This is a genomic window from Tenacibaculum retecalamus, from assembly GCF_027941755.1.
GTDB lineage: Bacteria > Bacteroidota > Bacteroidia > Flavobacteriales > Flavobacteriaceae > Polaribacter > Polaribacter haliotis_B.
This window is the reverse complement of sequence record NZ_CP115916.1, coordinates 2,119,910-2,132,399: the sequence shown is the minus strand read 5'-3', so window position 1 is coordinate 2,132,399 and position 12,490 is coordinate 2,119,910. Positions and strand designations below refer to the sequence as shown.

The following is a 12,490-nucleotide window of genomic DNA, read 5'->3' as shown; positions in this document are numbered from 1 at the left end:
AAAACAATAGACTAAGTTAGCGATTAATAATTCGGTTATTTTTTTTAATAAAAATACTTTGTAGAAGTGAAAAAGGAACGTATATTTGCACCCGCTAAGGAGAAAAATAAATGACCTGGTAGCTCAGTTGGTAGAGCATCTCCCTTTTAAGGAGAGGGTCCTGGGTTCGAGCCCCAGCCCGGTCACAAAAAGCTTTTCTTATTATTAAGAAAAGCTTTTATTTTTTTCTAAAGCTTTGGGGAGATACCAAAGCGGCCAACTGGGACGGACTGTAACTCCGTTGTCTTACGACTTCGCAGGTTCGAATCCTGCTCTCCCCACAAAAACTCAATCTTTATAGATTGAGTTTTTTTATGGAAAATATACTGTGTTGATTTATTTTTGATCTATAAATAGCAACTTGTTTTTTTGTTAAAGAAGAGTTAAGTTTAAAATAATACCATTTACACGTAAAATAATACCATTTATACATTAGCTGTTTTACAGAGTGTTTTTTTGTTGCATATTTGTAGTATAATACACAAGAAATTTATTATTGGTAAATTGGGATTAATCAATAATAGCATTAAAACAAAAAAGCATTACTTTATTTAAGTAATGCTTTTTTGTTTTAAAGAATATTGTTATTTCATAATAATATGAAAAAGGAAGTTGTAATAAAAATTGTTCTTCTTTAATACAGTCTCTAAGATAAAAATAACAAGGTTTAATGTCTTTTTGGTCTATAATAAAGTTTTTTTGATAAGATATGTTTTTTAGTAACATTCAGGTTATCAGTATTGTTTGTTTTTTAATGATAATTGAATACTTTTTTAATGTAAAAAAGTTGGTGTATTTAAAAATAGATGCTATATTTGCACCCGCTAAGGAGAAAAATAAATGACCTGGTAGCTCAGTTGGTAGAGCATCTCCCTTTTAAGGAGAGGGTCCTGGGTTCGAGCCCCAGCCCGGTCACAAAAAGCTTTTCTTATTTATTAAGAAAAGCTTTTATTTTTTTTCTAAAGCTTTGGGGAGATACCAAAGCGGCCAACTGGGACGGACTGTAACTCCGTTGTCTTACGACTTCGCAGGTTCGAATCCTGCTCTCCCCACAAAACCTTAATCATTTGATTAAGGTTTTTTTTGTTTAGTAAATAAATTGCATTTTAGCAAAATATTAATGATGATACCTATGAAAAAGATAATTTTATTAATCGTGTTATTACAGTCATTTATAGCTGTAAGTCAAGATCAGGGAGCTATATCAGGAAAAGTAATCGATGCTAAAACCAGAAAAGCTGTTCCATTTGTAAATGTTTTAGTTTATGGAACATCTATTGGAATTGCTTCGGATGAAAATGGTGCCTTTAAAATAACGAATATCCCGTTAGGATATAATAAACTACAAATTTCGTTTATAGGATATGAAACCGTAATTTCTGATGAATACTTGGTTACAAAAGATAAAATTCCTTTTATAACTATCGAATTAAAAGAGAATAGCACCAATCTAAAAGAAGTTGAAATAAAAGCTAGTTTATACAAGAAGTCATTAGAAAGTCCGCTATCATTACAATCTTTAGGAGTTGCTGAAATAGAAAAAAATCCCGGAGGAAATAGAGATGTTTTAAAAGTGATTCAATCATTTCCGGGGGTAGCTTCAAACCCTGGCTTTAGAAATGATATTATTATTAGAGGAGGTGCAACTGCTGAAAATAAATTCTATTTAGATGGTGTAGAAGTTCCGGTGATTAATCATTTTCAAACACAAGGAGCTACTGGAGGACCTGTAGGGATAATGAATGCTGATTTAATTCGTAAAGTTGATTTTTATTCGAGTGCTTTTCCTGCAAATAGAGGGAATACTTTAAGTTCGGTAATAGAGTTTACTCAAAAAAGAGGGAATCCAACAGCGCTTAAAACAAGAGCGACTATAGGTACATCTGATGCAGGTATAACTTTAGATGGCCTTTGGGAGATAAGACTACGTTTATGTTTTCTGTACGTCAATCATATCTTCAATTTTTATTCAAATTAATTAAATTACCTTTTTTACCAACTTATAACGATTTTCAATTAAATGTAAAATCGCAATTATCAGAAAACAGTGAACTATCTATTATTGCATTAGGAGCTATCGATAATTTTAAATTAAATAAAACGGTTAATGATGGTGAAACAGATATTAATAAATTAAAAAGTAACACAATTTTTTTAAATAGAGTCCCTATAAATACGCAGTGGAATTATACAGTAGGGGCGAGTTATAAATATTTTGCTGATGACGCTACCCATTTGTTTGTATTAAGCAGAAATGAACTTAAAAATGAAGCTATAAAGTACTTCATGAACGAAGAAGTTCCTGCTAATTTATTATTAGATTATAATTCTAAAGAAATAGAAACAAAGTTTAGGTATGAAAGTGACTTAACTGTAAAAAATGATTACAAAATAAATATTGGTACAAACCTCGAAAAAGCAACGTATATAAATAATACTTATCGAAAAGTAGCGAACTCTAATGCTGTTTTTGAAGACGCTTTTAATTCAGAAATCGATTTTATAAAGTATGGTGTGTTTGGTCAAGTTTCAAAAGAATATTTGAATAATAAATTAGGTGTTTCCTTCGGATTTAGAATCGATGGAGTTGATTATAATAGTGAAATGAAAAATCCTTTAAATCAATTTTCTCCAAGACTTTCTTTAAGTTATAGCTTAAACGATCAGTTTTCATTAAATTCATCAGTAGGGCGTTATTATCAATTACCATCATATACCGTTTTAGGATTTAAAAATAATGTTGGTGAGTTTGTAAATAAAAAAGGGTTAAAGTATATACAATCTGATCATTTTGTAAGCGGATTGGCATACAAACCAAATGCAAGTACCAAAATTACTTTAGAAGGTTTTTATAAGGCGTATAGTAAGTATCCGCTATCTGTAAGAAATCAAATAAGTTTAGCAAATTTGGGTGCTGACTTTGGAGTTGTAGGAAATGAAGAGGTTGTTTCTAATTCAAAAGGAAGAGCATACGGATTTGAGATTTTGGCACAAAAAAAATCAAATAAAGGTTTGTATGGTATCGCATCGTATACTTTTGTAAGAAGTGAATTTAAAAATCAAATGGGTAATTATATTCCTTCTACTTGGGATAATAAACACTTATTAACTATTACCGCAGGAAAAAAGCTAAAGAGAAACTGGGAAGTTGGAGCTAAATTTAGATTGGTAGGTGGTAGGCCTTATACTCCTTACGATAAAGATGCTTCGTCATTAAAATCTAATTATGATGTTGTAAATGGCGGAATTTTAGATTACACTAAATTAAATAGTAAACGATTTGCTACCTATACACAGTTAGATCTTAGAGTAGATAAAACATGGTTTTTAAAAAAGGCGGCGATTAATTTATATATTGATATTCAAAATGTATACGCAAGCAGCTCAAAGCAACAACCGTTCTTATTACCAATAGAAGATGGAAGTGGTAGGGTTTCTGACCCTAGCGATAATTCAAGATATCTATTAGAAGAAATAGAAAGTACTTCGGGGAGAGCTTTGCCAGGAATAGGAGTAATTGTAGATTTTTAAGGGATTAAAATTTTTAGGTTGTTTTAAAAAATGTAAATTGCTCTATAAATAAAAATCATCTTATGAGAAATTTGTTAATAGGTACCGCATTTAGTTTTTTAAGTATCGGTTTAATAACAGCGCAAGAATATCAATTTAAAACAATAAAAGATATAGAAAATACACAAGTAAAAAGCCAAGGAAGAACTGGTACTTGTTGGAGTTTCTCTACAACATCATTTTTAGAATCTGAAATTATAAGATTAACAGGTAAGAACATCGATTTATCAGAAATGTATACAGTTCGTAATACGTATTCAGATAAAGCAAGTAATTATTTATATCGCCAAGGAAAAGCACAATTTAGTGAAGGTGGTTTAGGACATGATGTTATAAATTCGGTAGCAAAATACGGATTGGTTCCTGAACAAATTTTTTCTGGATTAGATTTAGGTCAAGAATCACATAATCATGCTGAGGTTGTTACTGTTTTAAAATCGATGTTAGATGCTTATATCAAAAATCCGGCAAAACAATTAAGTCCGAAATGGAAAAAAGCAACAGAAAGTGTTTTAGATGTTTATTTAGGAGAAAATAAAACTAATTTCGAGTTTGAAGGTAAAGCATATACGCCAAAAAGCTTTGCAGAATATGTGAAAATAAATCCATCAAACTATGTTACAATCACTTCTTTTAAGCACGCCAAAATATACGAAGAGTTTGTTTTAAATATTCCTGATAATTTTTCAAACGGATCATTTTACAATGTTTCTTTAGATGAATTAGTTGCAGTAACAGAAGATGCTATCGAAAAAGGATATACAATAGAATTAGATTGTGATGTGTCTGAAAAAACATTTTCATCAAAAAACGGAGTCGCATTTATCCCTGCGAGTAGTTTAGAAAGTGAAAAAGGATTAAAGGAGATTGTAAAAGAAAAGAAGATAACACCAAGTTTACGACAATCAGAATTTGAAAACTTTAATACTACTGATGATCATTTAATGCATATTGTTGGTTTGGTTAAAGACCAAAAAGGAAATAAATACTTTAAAGTTAAAAACTCTTGGGGGAAAAAACAAGGAAATAACGGATATGTATACATGTCTATCCCTTATTTTAAATTGAAAACTATTTCAGTATTGTTGCATAAAGAAGCAGTTTCAAGCAATTTAAAAAAGAAATTAAACATTAATTAAACAATGTAATTATAAAAAATAGCAAGCTCGAAGAGAAATCTTCGAGCTTGCTATTTTTTATAAAATAAAGTGCAAATTTTGTATCTTTCCACAGTTGAAAAAAAGAATTTAGATGGAAGAAAAAATAAATCAAGATGAAAATGTAGAGCAGTCTAAACAAGCCATTCAAGAAGATGCAAAAGGTTTGTGGCAAAGTTCAAAGAAGTTTATTATTGAATTATTAGATTTTCGAGAAGATACAGATCAAGAAGCAACGATTGAAGCAATTAAAAGTGATATTCCGTTTAAAGGAGCAACTACTTGGATTTTAATTTGTTCAATATTTGTGGCCTCGATTGGTTTAAATGCAAACTCGACAGCTGTAGTAATTGGAGCCATGTTAATATCTCCATTAATGGGGCCGATTTTAGGAATAGGAATGTCAATAGCTATTAATGATATTGATACCTTAAAAAAATCGATGCTAAACTTAGCAACGATGATTGTATTGAGTTTATTAACCGCATTTTTATTCTTTTTCTTGTTTCCGTTAAAAGAAGAAACATCAGAATTATTAGGAAGAGTAAAACCAGATATTCGCGATGTATTAATCGCTTTTTTTGGTGGGTTAGCTTTAATCATTGCACGTACAAAAAAAGGTACAATAGCATCTGTAATATTTGGTGTGGCAATTGCTACGGCATTAATGCCGCCTTTATGTACTGCAGGTTGGGGATTGGCTATTGGAAGATATGACTTCTTTTTTGGAGCGATGTATCTTTTTACTATTAATACAATATTTATAGCACTAGCAACATTTTTAGTGTTAAAATTATTAGGGTTTACAATGATTCGTTATGTAAATTCAATAAAAAGAAAAAGAATAGCTCAGCTAACTTCATTTGTAGCTTTTTTAGTGATAATACCAGCAATATTTACCTTTATTAATGTATATCAAGAGAGTGTAGTAAGTTCAAGTTACGAGAAATTTTTAAAAGAGAAAATAGAGTCGAACAAAGATTTATGGCTACAACGAGAAAAAATTCATAAAGATGTTAAAAAAGTGAACTTGTTTTTTAATGGAGATGTAACGGATGCTACAGAAACTTTTTTAAGAAACGAATTAAAAACATATGCAAGGTTAGACGATTATGAGTTGATTATAAACGAAAACAAAGCACGAAGTGTAGATAGAGTAGTAGATGCTTATGATAGAGCAATTACTGATTTAGATGAAAAAGATAATGTAATAAAAGGATTACATCGAGAGATTGAAGATTTAAAGAGCACCATATCAACTTTAAATAATAGCATAGAGCAAACAGATAAAAACAGCGTGCCGTTTAGTAAAATTGCAAAAGAAGCAAAAATTAGATTTAATGATATTAAAGCAATCAGTTTTTCTAAAAAATTATCTTCTAAAGATTTTATAAAAATTGATACGATTCCTGAATTGTCTGTTGTGTGGAATAAGAAATTGGCTGATTCTATTGTTCTTAAAAATGAAAAAGAACTTAAAACATGGTTACAGAAAGAGCTTAAGTTAAAGATAACTTTAATTAAATAACAGTTATAAATTATTGCTAAAAAAACCGAACATCTGTTCGGTTTTTTTGTTTTTTAAAGGTAACTTATAATTTGTTAAGATACAGGCTTTTAATGATTCCGTCTGAAAGACCTATTTTTGGAACAAATATTTTACGAGCACCACTCCATTTCATGGCAGAAAGATAAATTTTGGTTGCTGGCACAATTACATCGGCTCTATCAGGGTTTAAGCTTAATTCAGAAATTCGATCTCTATAACTCATCTTTTTTAAGAATTGATATTGCGCATTTAAGTAAATGTATGAGATTGGTTTACCAATATCTCTTCCCGACATTTTAAATATTTTATTGATATTTCCACCAGATCCAATTAAAGAAATACGTTTGTAACTTTGAGTGTTTTCTTCAACCCATTCTTGTACTTTTTTAAAGATAGCTTTGTTTTCAGATTTTTTATTATTGATCAATCGAACGGTACCTATTTTAAAAGATTTCGATTTAACAATTCTTCCTTTCGAGAACAACGTAAACTCCGTACTACCACCACCAACATCAACATAAAGATAGGTTAAGTCAGATTCTATTAACTCATTTAAATCGGTAGCAAATATAATGGCAGCTTCTTTTTTACCATCAATGATATCAATTTCGATATCTGTTTTCTTTAAAATCGTTTTTATTACTTCTGTTCCGTTTTCGGCTTCTCTCATTGCTGAGGTAGCACAAGCTTTATATTTTTCAACACCATGAACTTTCATGAGTAATTTAAAAGCATCCATAGCATCAATCATTCGATTGGTGTTTTCTTCAGAAATTACCCCTGAAACAAAAGTGTCGGCACCTAAACGAATCGGAACTCGAACTAATGAGGATTTTTTAAATTGAGGTTCTTTATCTTTTTCTTCAATAACATTTGCTATTAAAAGTCTTACAGCATTCGAACCTATATCAATCGCACCGTATTTTTTAATTTTCAAAATATATAGTTTTATCTATGGTTTTTAGGAAATTCAACTAAAGCTGTACTTCCTTTTTTTATATTTTTCCAATGTTTCTCTTCAAACTGAATACCAATAACTCCGCAAGTAGATACGTGAGCGATGGGTTTATCACCAAATTTATTAACAAAACTATTAATACCATGATCGTGGCTAAATATAATAGCACTGTCAAAACTATCATCTAATGCTTTTACTGTTTTAACCAAGTACCCATCACTAAAACTGTATAATTGACGTTTTATTTTCAGATTAGAAAGTGGATATTTAAAGTTTTCGCAAAAAATAACAGCCGTATGTAAAGCTCTATTTGCACTACTAGACACAAATACATCTGGTCTTTTTATTTCTTCGGATAGATATTTAGATAAAAGATGTGCGTCTTTAATACCACGTTCTTTTAACGGTCTATCAATATCTTCTACGCTTTCATACTTCCAAGAAGATTTTGCGTGACGAACAATATAAAGTGTTTTCATTTAATTTTTAAAAGCTATGTAAATATAAAACTAAGGAGCTAAACGTTCAAGTTTCCAAGAGAAATCTTTTTGCAAAGTATACCGTATACGATCATGCATTCTGTTAGGACGGCCTTGCCAAAATTCAATTGAAACAGGCTTTACCATAAAACCACCCCAATGTGGTGGTCGTACAATTTCTTTTCCGCTAAATTTTTCTGTAGTTGTTTTTAATTGCTCATCAAGTTCTTTACGAGATGTAACAACGCTACTTTGGTTAGAAGCCCAAGCGCCAAGCTTACTTCCGTCGGGTCTAGATTCAAAATAACCATCAGATAAATTTTCTGATAATTTCTCAGCCTTTCCTTTTATAATTATTTGCTGTTCTAAACCAGCCCAAAAAAAGAAAGACACACATTATTGTTCTTTAAAATTGCTTTTCCTTTTTCTGAATTATAATTCGTGTAAAAGATAAAACCTTCCCAAGTATATTTTTTTAATAATACAATCCTACTCTTCGGAAAACCATCTAAACCTATTGATGAAATGGTCATCGCATTAGTTTCATCTACCATATCAGAATTATCAGCTATTATAAACCAGTTTCTAAATAATTCAATCGGGTTTTCAGGGCAGTTTTCCTTTAAAAGTTCCTGTTTTTCGTATGATTTTCTATAATCGCTTAAATCGTGTGACATTATGATTTTTTAGACTATGTAAAAATACAGTTTTATGAAATGTTTTAGGCTATTTTGACTTAAAATTTAGCAAGATTTGTAAAGAAGATGGCAAGATTAGGTAAGTATAAAAAAGGTGTAGTAATTAATTTTGTGGTAGAAAACAGTTCGTCATTAAATTTATACAGTTGAGTGTGTCTTTTTATGTTAAGTTTTAAAAATAAAGCAATTTTGTACTATCAAATAATAAAAAAAAATGAAACAATTATTATTTATTATATGCTTACTAATTCAAGGTTATGTGGTTGCGCAAACAATTATTTCAGGAAAAGTAACAGATAAAAAAGGAAATCCGATTGAAGGAGCAAATGTATATTTAGACGGAACTTATGATGGAGCTTCAACAGATATTAAAGGGGATTTTTCTTTTTCAACTTCAAGAAAAGGGATAAAAACGCTAATCATTTCTTTTATATCTTTCGAAACATTTTCAAAAACAGCAAATGTTTCTTTATTGAATAACATAAAAATTAAGTTACGAGATGATGTAAATACATTAGATGCGGTAACTATTAACGCAGGAACTTTTGAAGCTGGTGATAATGCAAAAGTAACCGCTTTAAAACCGTTAGATGTGGTAACAACAGCAAGCGCATTGGGCGATTTTGTAGGTGCTTTACAAACTTTACCAGGAACATCAAAAGTAGATGAAGATGGGCGACTTTTTGTACGTGGAGGAGAAGCTGAAGAAACGCAAATTTTTGTAGATGGAATTCGAGTGTTTACACCATATTCACCATCAGCAAATAATATACCTTCTCGCGGACGATTTTCTCCTTTTTTATTTAAAGGAATTACTTTTTCTACAGGAGGTTATTCTGCGGAATACGGACAAGCATTGTCGGGTGTGTTGTTGTTAAATACAACAGATGAGGCTGTTGAAGAAAAAACAGATTTGTCTTTTATGACGGTTGGTTTGGGTGTTGGTAATACTCAGATTTTTGGTAAAAACTCTTTAAGTGTAAACGCATCGTATGTAAATTTAGCACCATATCAAGCTGCTTTTCCAGATAGAAATACATGGCATAAACCAGTGCAAGCCATGAGTGGTGAAGCGGTGTATCGTTTTAAGTTTAAAAACGAATCAATGTTAAAAATTTATGGAGCCTTTAGTTATTCTGATTTAGATTTAACGCAAGATGATATAAATTATGCGGATGGTTTGCGCTTTGGATTAACAAACCGAAACTTATATTTTAATACTTCATATAAAAATAATTTTGGTGATGGATGGAAAATTGCAACAGGTGTAAGTTTTACGAACGACCATTCAGATATTAAAATTATAGAAGATAAGGTTACAGATGATGAGAATTCTGCACATTTTAAAGTTGCATTGAAAAAACGTTTTTCGAATCGATTTAAATTAAATTTTGGAGCAGAATATTTTGTTACTGATTTTAATGAAAATTATAAGAGTGTAGGTAATAAGAAGTTAGAGTATGGATTTGATAATAATATTTTAGGAAGCTATGTTGAGGCTGATATATTTTTCTCAAAAGAATTGGCATCTAAAATTGGTGTTCGTGGTGAATACTCTGAATTATTAAATGAGTTTACGATTTCACCAAGAGCTTCTATTGCTTATAAATCAGGAAAAAACGCACAGTTTTCATTTGCTTATGGACGCTTTTTTCAAAACCCTAAAAATGATTATTTAAAATTCAATACTGATTTTAAAGCCGAAAACACGTCGCATTTTATAGCTAATTATCAATATGTAAAAAGCAAACAAATTTTTAGAGTAGAAGCATATTATAAAAAGTATCAAGATTTAGTAAAGTATGATACAAATTTAGCTTTACCAATATCTAATTTTTCAAATTTAGGAGCAGGTTTTGCAAAAGGAATAGATGTTTTTTGGAGAGATAATAAAAGTATAAAAAACACGGATTATTGGATTTCATATTCGTTTTTAGACACCGAAAGAGATTATAAAAACTATCCAACAAAGGCTACTCCAAATTTTGCGTCAGCACATAATTTATCGGTAGTAGCAAAACATTTTATTAAGGATTGGAAAAGTCAGGTAGGGTTGAGTTATAATTTTGCTTCTGGTAGAAATTATACTAATCCTAATAAAGTTAGATTTTTAAATGATAAAACAAAAAATTACAATTCGGTAAGTGTAAACTGGGCGTATTTAATTAGTCAACAAAAAATATTGTATTTCTCTGTGAACAACGTTTTAGGAACCGAAAATGTATTTGGATATAACTATAAAAACACGCCTAATATGAATGGTGTTTTTAATAGACAAGCAATTACACCAAATGCAGATAGATTTTTCTTTGTAGGTTTCTTTTGGACAATTAGTGATAATAAAAAAGATAATCAATTAGATAATTTATAAGCATAACAATTCAGCCGTAAAAAGTTACAACTCGGTTTCCTTTTTTATGGAATACGTTAGAAAGTAGAGATATTTGAAGTATCAATAAAGAGTAAAATAAAAATCAATCAAAAATAAGAAACATGAAAAAAGTAATTACGTTAATCGCATTAGTACTTGCAGTAAATTTATCAGCACAAAGTGAATATGAAAAAGGAATGACCAAAGCTTTTGAACTTTGGAGTGCAAATAAGAGTGCCGAAGCAGGACAGTTATTTGAGCGAATCTCTAATGCTGAAAAAGAAAATTGGTTACCGCCATTTTATGCAGCAACGGTTCAAATATTAGAAAGTTTTCAAATAAAAGATGAGAATAAATTAAAATCAAAATTAACAAAAGCACAAGAGTTTATAGATTTGGCGACATTAAATTCTCCGAATAACCCTGAAATATTAATTACACAAGCACTTTTAAATACAGCTTATATAGTTTTTGATGGTCAAAAATACGGAATGTCAATGTCTATGAAAAATACAGCTTTGTATGCAAAAGCATTAAAAATAGCGCCTAATAATCCGAGGGTAATATTTAGTAAGGCAGAAAATGACATAGGTGCAGCTCGTTTTTTCGGTCAGTCTACAGCACCTTTTTGTAAAGATGTGAAAAAAGCAATTGCTTTAAGTAAAGAAGAAAAAATGACAGTAAAGTTTTATCCTACATTTTTGCAGAAAAGGGCAGAAGAAGTATTGAAGAAATGCGAGAAAAAATAATAGGTTTCTCTAAAGTCAATTACCTACTTTTGTACGCATAACACAAACTAAAAACAATGGCTTTAAAAGCAGTTTTATTTGATATGGATGGTGTAATTGTAGATACCGAACCGTTACACAAACAAGCATATTTTTTAATGTTTAAAAAAGTAGGTATTAAGGTTTCTCAAGAACAATATAATGCGTACACAGGGCAATCTACTATAGATATTTGTAACGATTTAGTAGTTAAATTTAAACTCTCATTAGCCGCAACTGAATTAGTTGCCTATAAAAGAGCTTTTTTTAAAGAACTCTTTTTTTCTGAGGATAACGATTTACAGTTGTTAGATGGGGTTTTAGATTTAATTAAAGATTATTATACAAACGGAGTTACGTTAGTTTTGGCATCGTCGGCATCTATGGCTACGATAAATAATGTTTTTAATAAATTTGATTTGAATCAATATTTTAAGGGCAAAATTAGTGGGGCGGATTTAAAAGCTTCAAAACCGCACCCTGAAATTTTTATAAAAGCAGCTGAAATTGCTGGGTTTGATAAAAAAGAATGTTTGGTGATTGAAGATTCTACAAACGGAATTAAAGCAGCCTACGATGGTGGAATTTATTGTGTAGCTTATAAGAGTGAACATTCTAAAGCACAAGATTATTCGTTAGCTCAAAAAGTGATTTCTGATTATGCTGAAATTAAATATAATAAAGTAAAAGATGTTGTTTAATCATAATCTTTTTTAAAATAAGATTAACAACCAAAAGGCCTTAATAAAACAAGTGTTTTTTGGTTGTTTTTACGTTAAATAAGTATCGTTCTTAAGAGGGCTAGAATACCACCTTGTCAAAATATCATGCTTATTCAGTTAATGAATTTTTAATATCTACTGTCTGTTGAGTATTACTGAGGTCAAAATAAATTTGAACGA

The 12,490-nt window shown here is 30.2% G+C and carries 9 protein-coding genes, 4 tRNA genes and 1 pseudogene; 11 read left to right on the top strand and 3 right to left on the bottom strand.

Features of this window, described 5'->3' with window-relative positions; translation table 11 throughout:
• The first annotated feature begins 112 nt into the window (after positions 1–112).
• From PG912_RS10095 to PG912_RS10060, 8 genes are all read left to right on the top strand, one after another.
• Positions 113–185: transfer RNA gene (locus PG912_RS10095), tRNA-Lys, on the top strand.
• 52 nt (positions 186–237) lie between these two features.
• Positions 238–320, top strand: a tRNA-Tyr gene (locus PG912_RS10090).
• Positions 321–881: 561 nt separating this feature from the next.
• Positions 882–954 (top strand) — tRNA-Lys (locus tag PG912_RS10085).
• Between the two features lie 54 nt (positions 955–1,008).
• A tRNA-Tyr gene (locus tag PG912_RS10080) sits at positions 1,009–1,091 on the top strand.
• A gap of 80 nt (positions 1,092–1,171) precedes the next feature.
• The gene (locus tag PG912_RS10075; RefSeq protein WP_275687445.1) at positions 1,172–2,017 is read left to right on the top strand and encodes a TonB-dependent receptor; all 846 of its coding nucleotides are present in this window, start codon (positions 1,172–1,174) and stop codon (positions 2,015–2,017) included.
• Positions 1,972–3,570, top strand: coding sequence for a TonB-dependent receptor plug domain-containing protein (locus PG912_RS10070; protein WP_275687444.1), 1,599 nt, complete (start codon positions 1,972–1,974; stop codon positions 3,568–3,570). Before PG912_RS10075 ends, PG912_RS10070 begins: the two co-directional genes overlap by 46 nt.
• A 62-nt stretch (positions 3,571–3,632) precedes the next feature.
• Complete coding sequence (locus PG912_RS10065) at positions 3,633–4,748, top strand: C1 family peptidase (RefSeq protein ID WP_275687443.1); 1,116 nt, start codon at positions 3,633–3,635, stop codon at positions 4,746–4,748.
• A gap of 112 nt (positions 4,749–4,860) precedes the next feature.
• Positions 4,861–6,294 (top strand): DUF389 domain-containing protein, encoded by a 1,434-nt coding sequence (locus PG912_RS10060; protein ID WP_275687442.1) that lies wholly within the window; start codon positions 4,861–4,863, stop codon positions 6,292–6,294.
• A gap of 64 nt (positions 6,295–6,358) precedes the next feature.
• Here PG912_RS10060 and PG912_RS10055 read toward each other — a convergent pair whose 3' ends face one another.
• From PG912_RS10055 to pdxH, 3 genes and pseudogenes are all read right to left on the bottom strand, one after another.
• On the bottom strand, positions 6,359–7,255 hold the full coding sequence (locus PG912_RS10055) for a Ppx/GppA phosphatase family protein (protein ID WP_275689041.1): 897 nt from the start codon (positions 7,253–7,255) through the stop codon (positions 6,359–6,361).
• An 8-nt stretch (positions 7,256–7,263) separates the two neighbouring features.
• The gene (locus PG912_RS10050) at positions 7,264–7,752 is read right to left on the bottom strand and encodes a SixA phosphatase family protein (RefSeq protein ID WP_275687441.1); all 489 of its coding nucleotides are present in this window, start codon (positions 7,750–7,752) and stop codon (positions 7,264–7,266) included.
• Between the two features lie 30 nt (positions 7,753–7,782).
• A pseudogene (gene pdxH, locus PG912_RS10045) lies at positions 7,783–8,429 on the bottom strand (pyridoxamine 5'-phosphate oxidase).
• 235 nt (positions 8,430–8,664) lie between these two features.
• On the opposite strand from pdxH, the gene PG912_RS10040 reads away from it, so the two are divergent.
• The 3 genes from PG912_RS10040 to PG912_RS10030 all read left to right on the top strand — a co-directional run bounded on the left by PG912_RS10040 (position 8,665) and on the right by PG912_RS10030 (position 12,289).
• Positions 8,665–10,821, top strand: coding sequence for a TonB-dependent receptor (locus PG912_RS10040; RefSeq protein ID WP_275687440.1), 2,157 nt, complete (start codon positions 8,665–8,667; stop codon positions 10,819–10,821).
• Between the two features lie 122 nt (positions 10,822–10,943).
• Complete coding sequence (locus tag PG912_RS10035) at positions 10,944–11,570, top strand: hypothetical protein (protein WP_275687439.1); 627 nt, start codon at positions 10,944–10,946, stop codon at positions 11,568–11,570.
• A gap of 56 nt (positions 11,571–11,626) precedes the next feature.
• Complete coding sequence (locus PG912_RS10030) at positions 11,627–12,289, top strand: HAD family hydrolase (RefSeq protein ID WP_275687438.1); 663 nt, start codon at positions 11,627–11,629, stop codon at positions 12,287–12,289.
• Positions 12,290–12,490: the final 201 nt, after the last annotated feature.